Annotated in this window: 18 protein-coding genes; 6 read left to right on the plus strand and 12 right to left on the minus strand. The window is 72.6% G+C overall.

Features of this window, described 5'->3' with window-relative positions:
- Positions 1–72 precede the first annotated feature (72 nt).
- Positions 73–1,593 carry a golvesin C-terminal-like domain-containing protein gene (locus ACWEJ6_RS24215; protein ID WP_452426309.1) on the minus strand — a complete coding sequence of 507 codons (1,521 nt, stop codon included), beginning with the start codon at positions 1,591–1,593 and terminating at the stop codon, positions 73–75.
- A gap of 228 nt (positions 1,594–1,821) precedes the next feature.
- On the opposite strand from ACWEJ6_RS24215, the gene ACWEJ6_RS24220 reads away from it, so the two are divergent.
- Positions 1,822–3,795, plus strand: coding sequence for a family 10 glycosylhydrolase (locus ACWEJ6_RS24220; RefSeq protein ID WP_452426311.1), 1,974 nt, complete (start codon positions 1,822–1,824; stop codon positions 3,793–3,795).
- Positions 3,796–3,799: 4 nt separating this feature from the next.
- Here the strand turns inward: ACWEJ6_RS24220 and ACWEJ6_RS24225 are convergent, their stop codons facing one another.
- From ACWEJ6_RS24225 to ACWEJ6_RS24235, 3 genes are all read right to left on the minus strand, one after another.
- Positions 3,800–4,288: a cupin domain-containing protein gene (locus ACWEJ6_RS24225; protein ID WP_452426313.1), complete on the minus strand. Its 489-nt coding sequence runs from the start codon at positions 4,286–4,288 to the stop codon at positions 3,800–3,802.
- Positions 4,289–4,292: 4 nt separating this feature from the next.
- Positions 4,293–4,898, minus strand: a complete 606-nt coding sequence (locus ACWEJ6_RS24230) for a TetR/AcrR family transcriptional regulator (protein WP_358291749.1) — start codon at positions 4,896–4,898, stop codon at positions 4,293–4,295.
- 76 nt (positions 4,899–4,974) lie between these two features.
- Positions 4,975–5,343: an ATP-binding protein gene (locus tag ACWEJ6_RS24235; RefSeq protein WP_452426315.1), complete on the minus strand. Its 369-nt coding sequence runs from the start codon at positions 5,341–5,343 to the stop codon at positions 4,975–4,977.
- A gap of 334 nt (positions 5,344–5,677) precedes the next feature.
- Between ACWEJ6_RS24235 and ACWEJ6_RS24240 the strand changes: the two genes are divergently transcribed.
- The 4 genes from ACWEJ6_RS24240 (at position 5,678) to ACWEJ6_RS24255 (ending at position 7,371) form a co-directional block, all read left to right on the plus strand.
- Positions 5,678–6,508, plus strand: a complete 831-nt coding sequence (locus ACWEJ6_RS24240; protein WP_452426317.1) for a helix-turn-helix domain-containing protein — start codon at positions 5,678–5,680, stop codon at positions 6,506–6,508.
- Entirely contained in the window at positions 6,490–6,714 is a 225-nt protein-coding gene (locus tag ACWEJ6_RS24245; RefSeq protein ID WP_452426319.1) for a DUF397 domain-containing protein, read from the plus strand. The genes ACWEJ6_RS24240 and ACWEJ6_RS24245 overlap by 19 nt, the downstream gene beginning before the upstream one ends.
- 23 nt (positions 6,715–6,737) lie before the next feature.
- Positions 6,738–6,956, plus strand: a complete 219-nt coding sequence (locus ACWEJ6_RS24250) for a DUF397 domain-containing protein (RefSeq protein WP_452426321.1) — start codon at positions 6,738–6,740, stop codon at positions 6,954–6,956.
- 196 nt (positions 6,957–7,152) lie between these two features.
- Positions 7,153–7,371 carry a DUF397 domain-containing protein gene (locus ACWEJ6_RS24255; RefSeq protein ID WP_452426323.1) on the plus strand — a complete coding sequence of 73 codons (219 nt, stop codon included), beginning with the start codon at positions 7,153–7,155 and terminating at the stop codon, positions 7,369–7,371.
- A 5-nt stretch (positions 7,372–7,376) separates the two neighbouring features.
- Here the strand turns inward: ACWEJ6_RS24255 and ACWEJ6_RS24260 are convergent, their stop codons facing one another.
- From ACWEJ6_RS24260 to ACWEJ6_RS24285, 6 genes are all read right to left on the minus strand, one after another.
- The gene (locus tag ACWEJ6_RS24260; protein ID WP_452426325.1) at positions 7,377–8,798 is read right to left on the minus strand and encodes a pyridoxal phosphate-dependent decarboxylase family protein; all 1,422 of its coding nucleotides are present in this window, start codon (positions 8,796–8,798) and stop codon (positions 7,377–7,379) included.
- Positions 8,795–10,153, minus strand: a complete 1,359-nt coding sequence (locus ACWEJ6_RS24265) for an MFS transporter (protein ID WP_452426327.1) — start codon at positions 10,151–10,153, stop codon at positions 8,795–8,797. Before ACWEJ6_RS24265 ends, ACWEJ6_RS24260 begins: the two co-directional genes overlap by 4 nt.
- Positions 10,150–10,917 (minus strand): TetR/AcrR family transcriptional regulator, encoded by a 768-nt coding sequence (locus tag ACWEJ6_RS24270; protein ID WP_452426329.1) that lies wholly within the window; start codon positions 10,915–10,917, stop codon positions 10,150–10,152. Before ACWEJ6_RS24270 ends, ACWEJ6_RS24265 begins: the two co-directional genes overlap by 4 nt.
- A gap of 61 nt (positions 10,918–10,978) precedes the next feature.
- A complete protein-coding gene (locus ACWEJ6_RS24275) occupies positions 10,979–11,398 on the minus strand; it encodes a hypothetical protein (protein ID WP_452426331.1) in 420 nt (139 codons plus the stop codon).
- Between the two features lie 31 nt (positions 11,399–11,429).
- Entirely contained in the window at positions 11,430–12,086 is a 657-nt protein-coding gene (locus ACWEJ6_RS24280; RefSeq protein ID WP_452426333.1) for a response regulator, read from the minus strand.
- Positions 12,087–12,115: 29 nt separating this feature from the next.
- The gene (locus ACWEJ6_RS24285; RefSeq protein ID WP_452426335.1) at positions 12,116–14,209 is read right to left on the minus strand and encodes a histidine kinase; all 2,094 of its coding nucleotides are present in this window, start codon (positions 14,207–14,209) and stop codon (positions 12,116–12,118) included.
- Positions 14,210–14,372: 163 nt separating this feature from the next.
- Between ACWEJ6_RS24285 and ACWEJ6_RS24290 the strand changes: the two genes are divergently transcribed.
- Positions 14,373–15,017, plus strand: coding sequence for a hypothetical protein (locus ACWEJ6_RS24290; RefSeq protein ID WP_452426338.1), 645 nt, complete (start codon positions 14,373–14,375; stop codon positions 15,015–15,017).
- Here ACWEJ6_RS24290 and ACWEJ6_RS24295 read toward each other — a convergent pair.
- Entirely contained in the window at positions 15,014–17,080 is a 2,067-nt protein-coding gene (locus tag ACWEJ6_RS24295; protein WP_452426340.1) for a sensor histidine kinase, read from the minus strand. The genes ACWEJ6_RS24290 and ACWEJ6_RS24295 overlap by 4 nt on opposite strands.
- Positions 17,077–18,330, minus strand: coding sequence for a sensor histidine kinase (locus ACWEJ6_RS24300; protein ID WP_452426342.1), 1,254 nt, complete (start codon positions 18,328–18,330; stop codon positions 17,077–17,079). Before ACWEJ6_RS24300 ends, ACWEJ6_RS24295 begins: the two co-directional genes overlap by 4 nt.
- Positions 18,331–18,360: the final 30 nt, after the last annotated feature.

The raw sequence follows: 18,360 nt of genomic DNA on the forward strand, positions 1-18,360 counted from the left end.
TCGGTGGCTAGGGCCTTCCGGACCTGCCCGGGACCTGCCCGGACCGCGCCCGGACCGCCGGGCCCGGGCCCGTCAGACCTTGCTGATGCGGACCGCGTCGGCGATGACGAGGCCCGTGCCGGCCGTCCACCGGCTGACGCCGACGACGTTGTAGGTGCCGGCGTTCAGCGAGAAGGTGCCGATGCTGCGCCAGCCTCCGCCGCCGGAGCGCTGGTCCACGAAGACGGTCTGGTTGCCGCCCGAGGCCGCCACGATGTACGGCGCCGAGCTGTTGTAGCCCGGATCCGACGGGTACCAGACCTCGACCTTGTACGTGCCCGCGCTGGGGATCGCGGCCTGGTACCAGGCGGGGTCGCTGGCCGCGACCGGGTCGGAGAAGCGGTAGTCGGCGCCGTAACGCTGGCTGGAGTAGGCGGAGGTGCCCCAGTTGGCGCTGGCGGTGAACTGGCCGGAGGTGGCGTTGTCCACCGTGGTGGACCACGAGGGCGTGCCGCCGCCGGTCACGTAGTTCATGTACGTGGTCCAGTTCCAGTACGGCCCCGGATCGGTGTGGTCGGCCCCGGGAACCTCGTTGTGCCCGATGATGTGGGCGCGGTCCTTCGGGATGCCGTACTTGTCGCAGATGGCCTTGGTCAGGGCCGCCGACGCGCGGTACATGGCGTCGGTGAACCACGAGGACTCGCTGACGTAGCCCTCGTGCTCGATGCCGATCGACCTGGTGTTGTACGTCCAGTTGCCGGCGTGCCAGGCGATGTCCTTCTCGCGCACCATCTGGGTGATGGCGCCGTTGGACGACTTCACGACGTAGTGCGCCGACACCTGTGCGGCCGAGTTCTGGAACCAGGAGATCGTCCCGGCGTACGAGCCCTGCGTCACGTGGATGACCACGCGGTCGATCGCGTAGCTCGACGGCCGGCTGGAGGCGGTGTAGTTGCTGGAGCTGGCCGGGACCCAGGCGGCCGGCCCGTAGTCGGTGCTGAGCACGCCGACGTCGCCCTGGGCGCTCAGGTCGCGGGCCTTGGCGTAGTCGCCGCGGTCGGCGGTGACCTCCTGGGGCTTGACCGTCACGCCGCGGGCCGTGATGCCGAGGCCGAGCTGCTCGTAGACCGAGTCGGCGTACAGCCGGGCGATCTCCGGCGAGGAGGCGTTGCCGTACTTGGCGACGGCCTGGTACCAGCGGCCGGCGTCCTTGCGGCCGGCGTCGTCGAGGCCGAGCTCGTCGGCGTAGGAGCGGAGCAGGGCGGCGCCGCCGAGGATGTTGGCGGCGTTGTCGGAGCGCAGCTTCTCGACCGGCAGGCTGGTGAGCTGGGCGGCCTTCTCCAGCGCGTGGGTGGTGGGGTTGCTGACCAGGTGCATCAGGCCGTAGCCGCCACTGGCGCTGGGCTTGCCCTGGTGGTCGTCGAGGTGGGTCTCGGCGTAGGCGAGTGCGACCAGCAGATCGCGGGGTACGTCGCTGGCCGAGGCGGCCTTGGCGAACGCGGCAGGCAGCGCGGGCTCCCGGGCGGCCTGGGCGGCGGGCTGGCCCGCGGTGATCAGGGCGACGGTCAGGGCGGAGGTGGCGAGGGCAGCTAATCGCGTGCGGGCGAGAATCATGGGGGTGCTCCTCGTTGGGGGGTGACGGGTGGAACGCGGGCGCGGGTCCGCGGCCCCGCGTTTGGCCGCCGAATGCGGCCCAAGGTATGTCACCCCTGACACAATGTCGATAATTGACATTACAGACGTGTTAGGTGAAACTTTCCGCCCGCCGACCGGAGGGTGGCCGGAAAGTTGGGCCCCTGAAAACTATTGCGCTCCGCGATCAGGGGACTGAAACTTCCTTTCGTGACCGCGCTCCTGCGTACCGTCCTGGCGGCGCTCACCGCCGCCGTCGTCACCGCTGTCGTCACCGCCGTGGCTCCCGTCCCCGCCTCCGCAGCCCCCACCTCCTCTTCCGCAGCGGCCGCCTGCGCGACCGATCCCGCGACGCCCAAGCGGCAGCTCCGGGCCATGTGGATCTCCTCGGTCGCCAACATCGACTGGCCGAGCCGTACCGGGCTCAGCGTCTCCGCCCAGCAGGCCGAGTTCCGGGCCTGGCTCGACCTGGCCGTCGCCAAGCGCATGAACGCCGTGATCGTGCAGGTCAGGCCGACGGCGGACGCGTTCTGGCCGTCGCCGTACGAGCCGTGGTCGCAATGGCTGACCGGCACCCAGGGGACGAACCCCGGCTACGACCCGCTGGCGTTCATGGTCGGCGAGGCCCACGCGCGGAACCTGGAGTTCCACGCCTGGTTCAACCCGTACCGGGTCGCCAACAACGACGACCCGACCAAGCTGATCTCCACGCACCCCGCGCGGCAGCACCCCGACTGGCGCTTCGCCTACGGCGGGAAGCTCTACTACAACCCGGGCATCCCGGCGGTCCGCGACTTCATCGAGGACGCGATCATGGACGCCGTCACCCGCTACGACGTGGACGGCGTGCACCTCGACGACTACTTCTACCCCTATCCCGTCAGCGGCCAGGCCATCCCGGACTCGGCCGCCTACGCCCAGTACGGCGGCGCGTTCCCGAACATCGCCGACTGGCGGCGGGACAACGTCAACCTGCTCGTCCGCGAGCTCGGCCAGCGCATCCACACCGCCAAGTCGTGGGTGTCGTTCGGGATCAGCCCGTTCGGGATCTGGCGCAACTCCTCGACCGACCCGCTCGGCTCGCGCACCTCCGGCCTCCAGTCCTACGACGCGATCTACGCCGACAGCCGGCAGTGGGTCAAGCAGGGCTGGATCGACTACCTGGCGCCGCAGATCTACTGGCACATCGGGTTCTCGACGGCCGCCTACGAGGTGCTCACCGCGTGGTGGTCGGACGTCGTGCGCGGCACCGGCGTGCAGCTCGTCGTGGGGCAGGCCGCGTACCGGGCCGGCGCCGCGGGCCAGGAGGCCGCCTGGCAGGACCCGGCCGAGCTGAGCGACCACCTGTACGACAACAGGAAACATCCCGAGATCGCCGGTGACGTGTACTTCAGCGCCAAGGACATCAAGGCCGACCGGATCGGGGCGATCACCAAGCTGGTCGCCGACCACTACGCCAAGCCCGCCCTGCTGCCCGCCAGGGGCTCAGGGGCCGCGCCCGCCGCGCCCGCGATCACCGCGGCCACCGCGGGCTCGAACGGCGTCCAGCTCACCTGGACCGGCTCCGGCACGGCGTACGCGGTCTACCGCGTGGCCGGCACCCCGCCCTCGGCCGATCCGTGCTTCTTCGCCGACGCCCGCAACCTGATCGGCACGACCAGGCAGAAGTCCTACACCGACCCCGGCGGCGGGGCGTCCACCTACTACGTGACCGCGCTGAGCAGGACCCACCAGGAGAGCGCGCCGAGCGAGGGCCGGTCGGCGGGCGGCACGGGCGGCTTCAGCGTCGTGATCGACAACGCCGACGCCGGCTTCACGGCCTCCTCCTCCTGGGGCACCTCCAGCTACTCCACCCAGGCCAACGGCGCCGACTACCGCTTCGCCGACCCGGTCGCGGCCAGCGACCCGGCCTGGTTCCGGGCGGCGATCCCGAGCGCGGGCAGCTACCGGGTGGAGGTCTGGTACCCGGCCAACGCGGGCTACAACGGCTCCGCGCCGCACATCGTGGCGGCCTCGGGCGGCAACCAGACGGTCAACGTCGACCAGCGCACCGGCGGCGGGGCGTGGCGGGTGCTGGGGACGTACACGCTGGCGGCCGGGACGTACAACGTGGTCGGGGTGAGCCGGTGGACCTCGGCGACCGGCTACGTGATCGCCGACGCCGTGCGCATCACCAAGGTCTGACCCGTCAGGAGCGGGCCTTCGCCCAGGCGGGGCTGTCGATGAAGTGGTTGTCGAAGCGGTCCTGCGAGGCCAGCAGCTCTTCGAGCGTGGCCTCGCCGGTCTTCAGCCGGGCCAGCAGGCGGAAGTACTCGAACCGCTCGACGCCCGGCGTGATGACGATCAGCAGGTCGGCCTCGGCGCCCGGGGCCGCGGCGAAGGCGTGGGCCACGTGGGGCGGGACGACGGCGACGTCGCCCTGCTCCAGGGTGATCACCTCGTCGCCGGCCAGCACCTGCGCCCGGCCGTCGAGGACGTAGAACATTTCGGAGGCGGTGGTGTGGGTGTGCGGCACGGCGCCGTCGGCGCCCGCGCCGAGCGTGATGCGCACGGTGCTCAGGGCGCCGCCGGTGGCGCTGGAGTCGAGGAGCATGCGGCCGGTGCTGGGCGGGCCGCCGACGACCTCGGCGTCGACGGAGCGGATGACGGCGGTGCTGCGGGGGTCGATGAGCGACATGGTGCTATCCGTTCTCGGAGAGGGCGCCGCGGAGTGCTGTCTCCACGAGGCGTTCGGCGTAGGCGCGGCCGACGGGCAGGCCGGTGATCAGGACGCGGTAGTACAGGGCCCCGGCGAGCTGGTCGAACAGGGCCTCCACGTCGAGGTCGGCGCGTAGCTGGCCGCGGTCCCTGGCCCGTTCGAGCAGGGCGCGGGCCAGGGTGTTGCGGCGGGCGTACATCTGCCGCTCCAGCTCGCCGACGTCGGCGTGGCGGGCGGCGGCGGCCACGAGCTCGGCCACCGTGCCCGCCGACCCGTCGTCGTCGCCGGGCGCGCGGCCCGCCGCGCGCATCCGGTTGAGCCCGGCCGCGATCTTCTCCAGGTACGCGGGCAGATCGCGGCGGATGTCGCCGGTGTCGGTGATCTCGTCGTGGTCCTGGAGCCGGTTGACGACGGCCAGGGCCAGGTGGTCCTTGGTCGGCCAGCGGCGGTAGAGCGTGGTCTTGGCGATGCCGGCCCGCTCGGCGACCTCGTCGGGGGACAGGCCGGCGTAGCCGCGCGCGAGCAGCAGCTCGGTGGCGGCCCTGAGCACACCCTCGTCGACGTCACTCCTGCGCGGCCGTCCCACCATGCCCTGCCTCCTTTTCGCTACCTGAGTAGCGTAATCCCGGAGGGCGACATTTCGCAACCCGAGTATCGAAACTCCCCTACCGGCGCAGCAACGCCCACACGACCCGCTCCCCGGCGTCGCCTCGATGGGTGCCCCACAGTCCGCGGCTGAGCTCGTGCACCACGCGGAGCCCGCGCCCCGACTCCTCCGTGTCCGCGGGTGTGCGGGGGCGCGGAACCAGCCCGTTCAGCCCTGGATCGGTCACGGCCAGCCGCCAGAACCCGCGCTCCGGAGTGAGACGCATCCCCACCCAGTGCGCCGCCGCGTGCTGCAAGGCGTTGGCAATCAGCTCCGTGGCGACCAGTCGCAGATCGTCCAGGGCCTCGTGGTCCGGCCGTAGCCATGTCCTCAACTCGGCACGTGCCAGGCGGGGCAGCATCGCCGGATCGTCGAGCTCGTCGACCATCCACACCCTGACGCCCGCGTACGGGGGGTTCGGAGACCCGTGAGCTCTCGATGAAGGGACGGTCATTTCGCCCTCGCGTAAATGAGTGGATTGTCGCGTTGATCCGTCTTGAGAATTGTCATGAAAACCCCAGGCGTGCCACAACACTGTCGCCCTCGTGTCATGGGCTTGTTCGATGCGGAACTTTGACATTCAGTTTGCCCACGGAGATGCTTTAGTCGGAGCAGAATCCCGCTCACAATCGAGACCCAAAAGGCTCCAGAACGTGGGGCATTCTGTCAACTGTTGTCAAGTGTCCGCCGAGCCGAAGGAGTCGAGCGGGTGAGGGGCCACCATGTCGAACGACCTTGATCCACGGCTGACTCCCGTGCAGCGCTTCGGCAAGGAGCTGGCGCGAACCCGCAGAGAGCACGACCTCACGCAAGTCGTGTTAGGCAGACGCCTCGGCTGCTCCTCCTCCCTGATCGCGCACATCGAGAAGGGGGACCGTACGCCGAAGCCCGATTTCGCCGCAGGCTGTGATCAGGTGTTCGCGACCGGCGACCGCTTCGCCCGCCTGTGCCGCAGCATCACGTCTCCCTCCGGCCCTGGCTGGTACCTGAGATGGACGGACGAGATCGAGCCGGCGGCGACCGTGCTCAGAAGCTGGGATCCGCTTCTGATCCCTGGCCTGCTCCAGACCGAGGACTACGCGCGGGCGGTCTTCCGCGGCGACCTGGCGGGCACCTCCGAGCAGGACGTGGACGATGGCGTCAACGCCCGTATGCGCCGCCAGCTGATCCTTGACGCCGACACACCGCCCACTCTGTGGATCCTTCTCGACGAGATGGTCCTGCGCCGCCCTCTTGGCACCCGGCAGGTGATGGCCGCGCAGCTCGACCACCTGGTCGAAATCGCCAACCGGCCGTACGCGACTGTGCAGCTGGTGCCCTTCGAAACGCCCTGTACCGCCGGCCTGCTGTCAAGCTTCATCATCGCGGAGCTGCCCGACGCCCCCACGGCCGTCTCTGTGGATTCCGCGGGCCGAGGCGAGGTCTCAGCGAGTTACGAGGTCGTTGCGCCTATCTGGAAGAGATATGACAGGATACGGGCAGAGGCATACCGTCCCGGACAGTCGCTGGAAATGATTGAGGAAGCCCGAGACCGATGGAAACTCCAGACCTGATCCACGCGGACCTCTCGCAGGCGGTATGGAGAAAGAGTTCCCGTAGCGGTGGTAATGGCGGGAACTGTGTCGAGGTCGCGACGAATATCCCCGGAATCATCGCCGTCCGTGACAGCAAGGACAGAAGCGGCCCCGTACTCCGTTTTGCTCCTGCCGAATGGCGCGCATTTCTCGACGGAGTGAGAGACGGTGAGTTCGACCACTGAATCGTGCCATGGGAGGCCCTGTGATGAGTGACGCGAGCGGTCTCCGTACGGGCGTATGGGTCAAGGCGACGGCGTCGGGGGGAAACGGCGGGAGCTGTGTCGAGGTGATGCGGCAACCGGATGACGGCGTTCTCGTCAGGGACACCAAGGACCGGGGTGAAGGCCCGGTTCTGGCCTTCACCCGGGACGAATGGCTCGCCTTCCTCGACGGTGCCGCCAAGGGGGAGTTCGACCTGTCCTGAGCGCCGGGAGGGTGTCCAGGACGGCGTTGACCATCGGATGCCTCGGCGCCTGCGAGGTGCCACCCTCCTGGACAGCCGGCCCGATCACGCCGTGCCAGTTCAGTGTGAGCGCTTATTGTGCGATGGGAGGCCCTGTCCGGCATGGCGTATCCCGTGGACAGGAGCCGCGAGATCATCCGTGAGGTGATGGAGAGCTATGAGTGAGGCGAGCGGTCTCCGTACGGGCGAATGGACCAAGGCCACGGCGTCGGGCGACAACGGCGGGAGCTGTGTCGAGGTGATGCGGCGGGCGGATGACAGCGTTCTCGTCAGGGACACCAAGGACCGGGGTGAAGGCCCGGTTCTGGCCTTCACCCGGGACGAATGGCTTGCCTTCCTCGACGGGGCCGCCAAGGGGGAGTTCGACCTGTCCTGAGCCCGTCAGGAGGCGTACATCACCGACAGGAAGCGGAGCAGGAGGGCTTCCCTGGTCTCGGCCGGGAGGGCGTCCAGGACGGCGTTGACCACCGCCATGCCCGGCTGGCCCGCGCCCGGACGCAGGTCCACGCCCACCGAGGCGGCCAGTTCGGCGAAGGTCGCGTCGTCCAGGGCGTCCAGGTCCAGGTCGGCGATCAGCTCGACCAGGCCGTCAGGGACCACGGCGGGGCCGCGCAGCCGGGCCGCCTCCGCCGCGTCGGCGATCACCCTGAGCATCGCCTCCACGCCGTTCAGCGTCACGCCGGTGACCGTGACGTGCAGGTTCGCGGGGATCCCTGCGTAGGAGAGCTGCGGTTGCAGGAACCAGCCGCGCTCGCGGGCCGCGTCGGCCAGCACGAACACGTCGAGGTCGTCCCCGGCGAAGGCCACCAGCGACGACTCGGGCGCGCCCAGGACCCGCAGGCCGGGGATCGCGGCGATGCCCTCCCTGAGCCGGGTCGCCGCCTTGAGGGTGGCGCGGCCGAGCTCCACGTAGCCCTCCCGGCCGAGCGCCTGGAGCGTGGCCCACGCGCCGCCGAGCGGCCCGGCCGACCTGGAGCTCTGCACGGTGGCGTTGATGATCGTGTAACCCGGCCAGGCGGCCGAGGCGAAGTACGCCTTGCGCCGCGTCGCCGGGTCGGCGAACAGCACCACCGAGGCGCCCTTCGGCGCGTAGCCGAACTTGTGCAGGTCGCAGGAGAGCGAGGTGACCCCCGGCACCGACAGGTCGAACGGCGGCACGTCGGCCCCCGCCTCCCGCAGCCACGGCAGCAGCCAGCCGCCCACGCACGCGTCCACGTGGCAGGCCACGCCCGCCTCGGCCGCAACGGCGGCGACCTCCGCGACCGGGTCGATCACGCCCTGCGGGTACGACGGCGCCGAGACCACCACCAGGACCGTGTCCTCGTCGATCGCCGCCGCGACGTCCGCCACCCGCACCTTGTACGTCTCCAGGTCCACCGGCACGGCCTTGACCCGCAGGCCCAGGTAGTGGGCCGCCTTGTGGAAGGCCGGATGGGCGGTCACCGGCAGCACGAGGTTGGCGCCGGGCCGCCCGGCCGCGTCCCTGGCCGCCTTGACCGCCAGCATGATCGACTCGGTGCCGCCGCTGGTGAAGACGCCGTGGCCGCCGCCGAGCAGGTCGGCGACCGCGCCCACGACCTGCTTCTCCATCTCGACGATGCTCGGGAACGCCGTCGGGTCCAGGCAGTTGACCTCCAGCATCTCGGCGTACGCGCGGGCCGCCGCCTCGTGCACCTCGGGCCGGCCGGTGTCGTAGACGTACGCGGTCACCTGCCCGCCCCGCACCGGCAGGTCGTGCTGCTTCATCCTGGCCACCTCGGACAGCAGGTCCTCGGCGGTTCTTCCGGACAGGGGGAGGGTCACACGTTCTCCTTGGCGGGGGCGACGGCGGGGTCGAGGGCGAGCCGGCCGTAGCGGACGACGAACGGCAGGCTGATCAGCATGAGCAGGGCGGGCAGCGCGGTGAAGCCGAGCAGCAGCCCGGTCAGCGCGCCGGCCGGCTGGGCGACGGGCGACTCCACGGGCGCGGAGACGAACCCCGACAGCGCCAGGACCAGCGCGAACAGGCCGGGGCCGAGCGCGAGCCCGGCGGTCTCGCCGGCCGTCCACAGGCCGGTGAACGCGCCGGCCTGGGCGTGGCCGGTACGGGCGGCGTCGGCGTGCACGGTGTCGGGCAGCAGCGACAACGGCAGCAGTTGCAGCGCGGCGTAGCAGACCCCCGCCAGCGCGGTCAGCGCCAGCGTGGCGGCCAGGCTGCCTGCCGCGATGGCGGGGACCAGGGCGAGCGCCACGACGGCGAACCCGGCGGAGGAGGCCAGGTAGCAGCGCACGGTCCCGTACGCGCGGGCCAGCCGGGCCCAGGCCGGCACGGCGAGCATGCTCGGGCCCACCAGGCAGACGAACATCACCGAGGTCAGCCCGTAGTCGCCCAGCCGGTACGAGGCCACGTACGGGGCGCCCGCCAGCATCACCGCCACCCCGAGCGCCTGCGTGACGAACGCCGCCAGCAGCGCGAAGAACGGCCGGTTGCCCCGGGCCAGCCGGAAGGCCGCCGCCGGGCCGAGCTGCCGGGGCCCCGGACGCGACGACACCCACCGCGTGCCCAGCGTGGCGGCCACCAGGGCGGCGGCCATGACCAGGCCGATCGCGACGCCCATGACCGCGTACCCCGGCCGGCCGCCGCCCGCCAGGTCCACCACGGCGGGGGCCAGGCCGCCCGCGACCAGGATGCCGACGGTCAGGCAGACCACCCGCCACGACATGATCCTGGTCCGCTCGGCCGGGCTCGCCGACATCTCGGCCGGCAGCGCCACGTACGGCACCTGGAAACTCGCGAAGGCGGTCGCGGCCAGCAGGAACGCCACCCCGGACCACGCGGCCCCGCCGACGCCGCCCGCGACGCCGCCGGGCACGGCGAACATCAGCGCGAACGCCACCGGCAGCGTGGCCGCGCCGACCGCCAGCAGCCGCGTCCGGCGGCCGGTGCGCACGGCCTCGCGGTCGCTGGCGGCGCCGACGAGCGGGTTGAGCAGCACGTCCCAGATCTTCGGCGCGACCAGGACGGCGCCCGCGACGGCGGCGGGCACGCCGAGCATGTCGGTCAGGTAGTAGAGCAGCAGCAGGCCGGGGACGGCGGAGAACACGCCGGTGCCGACCGAGCCGACGCCGTAGCCGAGCAGCCGTCCGCGCCCGAGCCGGCCGATGTCCGCCGCGGTCATCGCGGGTCGCCGGGCAGGGGGTTTCCGGAGGCGCCAGGCAGAGGGCTGTCGGGGGTGTCGGGCAGAGGGCTTTCGGGGGTGTCGGGCAGGGCGGTTCGCGGGTCGCCTGGAAGGGTTCGCGGGTCGCCTGGAAGGGGTCGCGGGTCGCCGGGGAGGGCGAGGGTGCGGTGGAGGGTGAGGTGGAGGTGGGCGCGGAAGCGGCGCAGCGCGGCCCGGTCGCCCGCGCCCCTGCGGCGGCCGTCGGCGTCGAGCACGCCGCCCTTGGCGAAGCCGTGGATCGACCAGATGACCGTCCACATGGCGTACTCCAGGTCGACCGTGCCGTCGATCACGCCGGCCTCGACCGCCGGGCGCAGCGCGCCGGTGACGGCGGAGACCAGGGGCTGGACGTACTGGCGTTCCAGCTCGGTGATGTCGCTCGCGTCGGAGAGCCAGCGGTGCATCCACAGCGCGGGGATCTCCGGGTTGTCCGCGCAGAAGTCGAGGTAGTCGTCCACCAGGCGGTGGATGGAGGCGACCGGGTCGTCACCGGGCAGCTGGGCGAGCGCCTTGTCCAGCGCCGCCTTCTCCGCCCGGTGCGCACGTTCCATGACGGCCAGGTACAGCTCCCGCTTGCCGCCCACGTGGTAGTTGACGGTGGCGATGTTCATCCCCGCCGCGTCGGCGATCTGACGCGTCGAGGTGCCGTCGTAGCCGAGCGCGGCGAAGAGCTGGGTGGCCGCCTTGAGGATCACGGCCGGCTGTCCGCTGTCGGCAGGTCTCATACGACCGACCGTAGTTCCGTCCCGCCCCCTTGGTCAATCGCTTGATGGAGAGGGTTTACGGTCAGTCCGGAGCCCAGTACTTGACGAGGACCTTGTCCAGGTGCGCCACCACCGGCTTCCACGTGCGGGGCAGCGTGTACCGCGTGGCGTGGTGGCCCTTGTGGGTCAGCGTGTACTTGAGGAAGTCCGCGCCCTGCGGCGGGCGTTCGGACCGGCCGATCCTCAGCTCCTTCAGATAGCCGCGCAGCTGGCGGTGTTCCCTGGCCGTGAGGCATTTGGTCACCACCGGGCCGGTGCGGCGGCTGAGCCGGAAGCAGCCGTCGGTGTAGACCGTCACGCGGTTCAGCAGCCCCGCGAAGCCGCCCTCCTCGCGCAGGTCGACCAGCACCTTCCGCTGCGTGGTCACCGCCTCGGCGGGCAGCGCGGAGGCCGTGACGGCCAGCGCGAGCGCCGGCAGAAGCACGATTCGCCGAATCTTCATACCTCTATGACGTACGGGAGCCCCGAACGGCTCACTTCCCGAGCCCCGCGTCGCGGGCGCGGACGATGGCCTCGGCGCGGTCGGCGACGTGGAGCTTGGCGAAGATGTTGGAGACGTTGTTGCGCACGGTCTTCGGCGACAGGAACAGGGCCGAGGCGATCTGCGCGTTCGAGCGGCCGGCCGCCACCAGCGACAGGATCTCCCGCTCGCGCGGCGTGAGCTGCGGGAAGACCGGGTCGCCGGAGGCCGCGGCGGCCCCCTGGAAGAACTCGGCGACGCGCAGCGCCACCGCCGGGCCGAAGATCGCCTCGCCGTGCGCGACCGCGGTGATCGCTCGGACGATCTCGCCCTGGCCCGCGCCCTTGAGCAGGTAGCCGCGGGCCCCCGCGCGCATCGCGGCGAACAGCGTGGCGTCCTCCTCCGACATGGTCAGCACGACGACGGCGACGTGCGGGCTGTCGGCCACGATCCGCCTGGTGGCCTCGATGCCGTCGAGCCTCGGCATGCGGACGTCCATCACCACGACGTCCGGCTGGAGGTCGGCGGCGCGCTCGACCGCCTCGGGGCCGTCGGCGGCGGTGCCGGCCACCTCGATGCCCGGGATCGAGCCGAGCAGCAGCGCGAGCCCGTCGCGGTAGACCGGATGGTCGTCGGCCAGCAGGACCCTGATCGGCTCCTGGTCAGACATCGGCGGCCTCCACCCGCATCGGCTCCCGGCTAGACATCCGCCGCCTCCACCCGCATCGGCAGCCGGGCCAGGACCAGGGTGCCGCCGCCGGGCGGGCAGCTCACCTGGCAGTCGCCGCCCAGCTCGGCGGCGCGCTCGCGCAGCGAGAGCATGCCCACGCCCGCCGCCACGTCGGGGCCGATGCCCGAGCCGTCGTCGCGTACCGCCACCTCAAGCGCCCCCTCCCGCGCGGTGAGCGTGATGTCGCAGCGGGCCGCGCCCGCGTGCCTGGCCACGTTGGCCAGCGCTTCGGACACGATACGGTAGGCCGCCACCTCCACCGCCGCGGGCAGCGCGCCCTGCGCCCCCAGCGGGCCGTCGCCGGTGACGCGGACGTCCAGGGCGGCGGTGCGGAACCGGCCGGCCTGCTGCTCGATCGCGCGCAGCAGGCCCAGCTCGTCGAGCGCGGGCGGGCGCAGGTCGTGGACCAGCCTGCGCACGTCCGCCAGCACCCCGCCGACCTCGGCGGCCGTCTGCTCCAGGATGCGGTCGGCCTGCTCGGGCGCGCCGGCGGCCAGGTTGCGGGCCGCCTCGATGCGCAGCGCCACCGCGCCCAGGCTCGGGCCGAGCCCGTCGTGCAGGTCGCGCCGGAGCCTGCGGCGCTCCTCCTCGCGGGCCAGCACCAGCCGGGCGCGGATGCGCTGCAGGTCGGTGCTCAGCTCGACGGCCCGCGCCGCGGCGGCGGCCTGGCGGACGAGGTCGCCGAGCAGCCGCTGGTCCCGCTCGGTCAGATCGGTACGACACAGCACCAGCCGCCCCACGGTCTCGCCCCGGTAGGCCACCGGCAGCGACACCGACGGCCCGCGCGGCGACCCGTGCTCCACCACGGAACGTTCGCCGCCCGGCCGCTCGATCTCCACCCGCACGTAGGCCAGCCGGAACGCCTCCGCCAGCGTCGTGGCCACCGCGAGCAGCTGCTCGTCCGGGTCCGTGGCCAGCTCCAGCCGCTCGGCCAGCGTCGAGACCGCGGCGTACGGGTCGTCCCTGGAGCCGCGCACCAGCCGGCGCACCGCCCGCCACAGCCAGGTGCGCAGCGGGGCGTACAGGACGGCGACGATCGCGATGGCGGCCAGGGCCGAGTCCCGTTCCCCGAGGACGCTGCCCACCAGCGTGAACACCACCACGTCCATGAGCACCACGAGCGCGGCGAGCAGGCCGTAGGCCACGGTGGCCGACAGCAGCCGGTCGATGTCGTACAGGCGGTACTTGGTCACCGCCACCACCACGGCCGCGGCGGTGAACGCGATGGCCAGCGTCAGCAGCACCGCCGGGATCTGCGGGGACAACGACAGCGGCAGCAGGAGCACGATCATGTCCACCAGCGCGGCCCACATCAGCCAGCGGATCTGGGCCCGCCGCTCGGCGTCGGCGACCACGTACCTGCGCACCATCGACGCGAACGGCACCACCAGGCTCACCAGGACGGACGCGTACGCCAGCGCCAGCGCCGGCTCCCAGAACCCGTACGGCAGGTCCACGGACAGGAAGTCGAGGCCCAGCCGCGCGATCTCCGGCGGCATCGCCCGGTCGTGGTAGCGCTCCATCACCGCCGTCGGCGCGGTCACCAGCAGGGCCGTGAGCAGTCCGGTCAGCACGAGGCTCGTCACCGACAACGCCCGCCACACCCGCCCCGGCGGCAGCCGGCCGTCCGGGAACAGCAGGATCAGCAGCGGCAGCCCGAGCAGCAGCGACGCCCCGAACCGCGAGTAGGACCAGTACGCCGCCGCGGCCCCCGGCAGGCCGGGCGAGACGTAGGTGGCGTACGTCGCCCAGCTTCCGGTGAGCCCGTCCAGCAACCACAGCAGCCCGAACACCGCCAGGACCCAGGCCACCGGATGCCGCGGCAGCCGGCGCAGCAGCAGCGCGCCCGGGACGAGCTGCGCGAGCCCGGTCAGCGCGGCCGGCCACCCGGGCTCCAGCTCCGACGTCGGCGGCAACCGCACGTCCCCGGCGGCGACGTCCAGCGCCACGGTGGCGACCGCGATCCCGGCCCCGGCCACGGCCACCCCGGCGGCCCACCACCCGCGCGCCGCGGCGGGGGACGTCGCTGCCGCTGGAAGGGCGGAAGGTCCGGTTTGTGTCACGGGACGTATTACACCCGACGCCGTGTCCTCATGTCCCGGGACAGGAGTCCCGTCGGAGGCGGGACCGGCGGCTCTGCCGGCCCGGGGCGGCCCGCCGGAAGCCTGGAGGCACGACATCCCCGCAAGATCCCCGCAAGATCCCCGCAAGGAGAAAGGACCTCCCGTGGACGGCAAGATCACCACCACCCCGGCCAGGGCCCGCACCGACGTGCCCGCCACCCCGCCCTCATCCGCAGGCCCCGCCATCGCCCCGGCCGCCGTCCGCAGGCTCGGCCTCGCCCTCAGCGCCGGCACGCTCGCCTGGACCGCCAGCATCTTCGTCTACGGCACGCAGGCCCAGGGGTTCGGCGAGCGGGTCGGCGACCTGACCGGGCTGCTCTTCCAGCTCGGCCTCTTCGCCCTGCTCGCCGTGCAGATCCGGACCCGCGCGACGGGCACGTCCGGCTTCGCCAGGATGATGCTCAAGGTCGAGCTGGTGCTGCTCGGGCTGGCCGGTGTCTGGTCCCTGCTGCACGGCGTCCTGCCCGACGACCTCCAGGACGGGACGGTGATGCAGGTGCTCGACGTGTTCTGGCCGGTGTCCATGCTGGGCATGATGGCCATCGGCATCAAGATCGCCTTCGCCGGGCGCTGGCGCGGGGCGCTGCGGTGGTGGCCGCTCGTCGCCGAGAGCTGGGCCGTGGTGACGGTGCCGGCGTACATCGTGTTCGGCGAGTCGATCTCGAACTGGATCGGCGGCTTCCACCTGATCGTCGGGTACGCCACCCTCGGCGCGCTGCTCGCGCTGCGTCCGAGCCTGACCTCCTAGGCCGGCGGCGTGAGCGGCAGGACGGCGGTCACCTCGGTGCCGCCGCCCGCCCGGGGGCCGATCGCGCAGGTGCCGCCGATCTCGGCCGCCCGCTCGCGCATCGACGTCAGGCCCACGCCCGGCGACGGCTCGTCGGGCAGGCCGGTGCCGTCGTCGGCGACCGACACCCGCAGCTCCCCGGCCTCCCGCCGTAACGTGACCAGCACCGACGTGGCCTGGGCGTGGCGGCGCACGTTCGTCAGCGCCTCCTGCGCGATCCGGTACGCGGCCGTCTCCACCGCCGCCGGCAACCCGTCGAGCAGCCCTTCGGAACCGTCGGCGGACGCGGGCACGGTGACCTCGACCCGGGGGCCCGGGGCCTGGCCGAAGGCGCGCAGGGCGCCGGCCAGGCCCAGCTCGTCCAGCACCGGCGGGCGCAGGCCGTCCACCAGCTCGCGCACCGACATCAGCGTGCCGGTCATCTCCTCGCGCACCCGGACCAGCAGCTCCTCCACCGACTCGGGGTCGCGCTCCAGCCGCCGCCGAGCCTCGTCCAGGGTCATCGTCACGCTGGTCAGCGTGGGGCCGAGCCCGTCGTGCAGCTCCCTGCCCAGCCGGCGCCGCTCCTCGTCGCGGGTGGCGCTGATCCGCTCGTGGGAGTCCCGCAGGTCGGTGCTCAGCCGTACGGCGTGCGCCAGCTCGGCCAGGTGCTTGGCCATGACGTCCAGCGGCTCGCGACCCGGCCGCGCCCCGGCGATCCGCAGCCGCCCGACCGGCTCGCCGTGCCAGGTCAGCTCGACGGACCGCGATCGGGCGCCCAGCTCGCCGTCCACGAACGACAGCGCGGGCTCGCCCGGCACCTCCACGCCCACCCCCCGGGCGACCAGCGACGTGCGCACGACGGAGATCGCCTCGGCCAGCGCCCCCGCCGGGTCCCCGGCCCGCTGCACGGTACGGCTGAGCAGGTCGGCCGCCCGGTACGGGTCGCGTTCCACGTTGAACAGCCGGTCCACCGAGCGCTGGAGGCGCAGGCGCACGGGATGGAAGGCCGCGCCGGTGACCATCGCGGAGGCGAGCCCCGCCGCCGCGCCGTAGCCGTCCGCCAGGCTGTTGGACGCCCAGATGAGCGCCGAGTACGTGAGGCCGGCCCCGACCGCGAGCGTGCCGTACACCAGCGTGCGGTTGAGGATGAGCCGGATGCCGTAGAGCTGGTGGCGCAGCACGGCGGCGATGATCGCGATGGGGATGCCCGCGGCCAGGAAGACCCGTACGGCGATGATGAAGGTGTCCTGGTTGCCCGCGCTGGCGATCCAGTAGACGACGAAGATCACCATGGCGTGGAAGTACCAGGTGATCTGGCGGCGCACCTCGGGCGTCGCCGCCCGGTACCTGAAGCCCAGCGAGACCACGCCGAGCAGGCACAGCAGGATCATCGGGGGCCCGATCCACGACTCCACGACCTCGGGGACCCTGCCCAGCGCCGCCACCCCGAACGGGTTGCCCACCGGCACCCCGAGCTCGAACGACGGGTCGGGGGACAGGCCGAGCAGCAGCGAGTGCCCGGCCATGAGCACCAGGTTGCCGTAGAGCACCGGCCGCCAGCGCCTCGACGGCAGCCGTCCGTCCGGGAAGAGCAGCGGCATGATCCCTGTGAACGTGGGCACCGGCAGCAGCCACAACCAGATGGCCGGCCAGGCGACGTAGGGCAGGAGCGGGCCGGGCGCGTGGAAGTACATCCAGCCGGTCAGCGCGAACAGCAGCGAGTACGCCGACCAGACGACGCCCGTCGCCCACATGAGCCAGGGGACCAGCAGCCGGGGCCGCCGGCTGATCAGGAACGCGCCGGCGGGCGGGAACATCAGCCCGATCGGGTCGAGCCCCTGCGTCTCGGCCAGCCCGCCGAGCTGCGCCGCCAGCACCGCCGCCGTCACCACGGCCGCGAGCGAGGCCCCGGCAGCCGTCCACACCACCGCCAGCACGAGCCGCCACCGCCGCACCCGCGTGCCGCCGGGCCCGTCCGCGCCGGGACCGTCCGTGCCGGGACCGGGACCGGGACCGGGATCGTCGTGGTCGTCAGGGGTCATCGTGGCTCCTTGACCGGCAGTTCCGCGACGACCTCGGTGCCGCCGCCGGGGCGGACGTCCAGCCGGCAGACGCCGCCCACCTCCTCGGCCCGCCCGCGCATCAGGGCGGCCCCCTGGCGGCGCTGCTCGGGCAGCCCGATCCCGTCGTCGGACACCGTCAGCCGGAGCCCGTCGCGCCGCTCCACCCTGATCAGGGCGGTGGTGGCGCGGGCGTGCCGGCGCACGTTCGCCACCGCCTCATGGGCGATCTTGTACGCCGCCACCTCCACCGCGGCCGGCAGGTCGGCCAGCGAGCCCGAGACCACCACGTCCACCCTCGGGCCGGGCGCGTCGGCGAGCAGCCGTAAGGCGCCCTCCAGGCCGAGCTCGTCCAGCCCGGCGCCGTCGAGCGCGGGCGGACGCAGGCCGTACACCAGGTCGCGGACGTCCACGATGGCCTCGGTCATCTGCCTGCGTGCCATGCTGAGCAGGGGCTCGACCGAGCCAGGGTCGCTGGCCAGGCTGAGCCGGGCCTGGTCGACGCTCATCGCCAGGTTCGTCAGCGCCGGTCCGAGTCCGTCGTGCAGGTTGCGGCGGAGTTCGCGGCGTTCCTCCTCGCGGGTGACCATCATGCGCTCGCGCGAGCGTTGCAGGTCGGCGCTGAGCCGTACGGCGTGGGCCACCTCGGCGAGCTGCCTGGCCAGCATGTCCAGCAGCGCCCGGTCGCGCGGCTCGCCGCTGACCGACAGCCAGCCCATCGACTTGCCGTGCCAGACCAGGCGTTCGACCGAGGGGGCCGGGCCCATCTCGCCCGCGACGACGCTGCGCACCCGTCCGCCGGGCAGGACGACCTCCACCGCGACGCCGGGCGCCCCCAGGGCCAGCCGGACGGCGTGGGCCGCCGACGCCAGGGCCTCGGCCGGCCCCCTGGCCTCCTGCACGCTCCGGCTCACCCGGTCGGCCAGCCGGTACGGGTCGCGCTCCCACCGGAACAGCCGGTCCGCGGCGCTCTGCAGGCGCAGCCGTACGGGCTGGAACAGCGCGCCCGCGGCCAGCGCGGCGATCAGGTCGGACCACGAGCCGAGCAGGGCGTCGAGCGCGCCGACCCCGAAGTAGACGGCGCCGACCACGGCGGTCAGCGCGAGGTAGACCAGGGCGCGGTTGAGCAGGAGGAGGGTCCGCTCGCGTCCGCGCAGCCCGGACAGGACCGCTGCCTTGACGAGCAGCGGTCTGACCGCTCTGAGCAGCACCCGCCGGGCTTTTTTCGCCATATGTCGGGCACATCATAAGTGGCGGAACCG

The sequence above is a fragment of the Nonomuraea sp. NPDC004702 genome, from assembly GCF_053601695.1.

Coding starts and splice junctions, on each gene's coding strand:
- ACWEJ6_RS24215 (WP_452426309.1), bottom strand. CDS start 1,593: ATGATTCTCGCCCGCACGCGATTAGCTGCCCTCGCCACCTCCGCCCTG.
- ACWEJ6_RS24225 (WP_452426313.1), bottom strand. CDS start 4,288: ATGTCGCTCATCGACCCCCGCAGCACCGCCGTCATCCGCTCCGTCGAC.
- ACWEJ6_RS24230 (WP_358291749.1), bottom strand. CDS start 4,898: ATGGTGGGACGGCCGCGCAGGAGTGACGTCGACGAGGGTGTGCTCAGG.
- ACWEJ6_RS24235 (WP_452426315.1), bottom strand. CDS start 5,343: ATGGTCGACGAGCTCGACGATCCGGCGATGCTGCCCCGCCTGGCACGT.
- ACWEJ6_RS24240 (WP_452426317.1), top strand. CDS start 5,678: ATGTCGAACGACCTTGATCCACGGCTGACTCCCGTGCAGCGCTTCGGC.
- ACWEJ6_RS24245 (WP_452426319.1), top strand. CDS start 6,490: ATGGAAACTCCAGACCTGATCCACGCGGACCTCTCGCAGGCGGTATGG.
- ACWEJ6_RS24250 (WP_452426321.1), top strand. CDS start 6,738: ATGAGTGACGCGAGCGGTCTCCGTACGGGCGTATGGGTCAAGGCGACG.
- ACWEJ6_RS24255 (WP_452426323.1), top strand. CDS start 7,153: ATGAGTGAGGCGAGCGGTCTCCGTACGGGCGAATGGACCAAGGCCACG.
- ACWEJ6_RS24265 (WP_452426327.1), bottom strand. CDS start 10,153: ATGACCGCGGCGGACATCGGCCGGCTCGGGCGCGGACGGCTGCTCGGC.
- ACWEJ6_RS24270 (WP_452426329.1), bottom strand. CDS start 10,917: ATGAGACCTGCCGACAGCGGACAGCCGGCCGTGATCCTCAAGGCGGCC.
- ACWEJ6_RS24275 (WP_452426331.1), bottom strand. CDS start 11,398: ATGAAGATTCGGCGAATCGTGCTTCTGCCGGCGCTCGCGCTGGCCGTC.
- ACWEJ6_RS24280 (WP_452426333.1), bottom strand. CDS start 12,086: ATGTCTGACCAGGAGCCGATCAGGGTCCTGCTGGCCGACGACCATCCG.
- ACWEJ6_RS24295 (WP_452426340.1), bottom strand. CDS start 17,080: ATGACCCCTGACGACCACGACGATCCCGGTCCCGGTCCCGGTCCCGGC.
- ACWEJ6_RS24300 (WP_452426342.1), bottom strand. CDS start 18,330: ATGGCGAAAAAAGCCCGGCGGGTGCTGCTCAGAGCGGTCAGACCGCTG.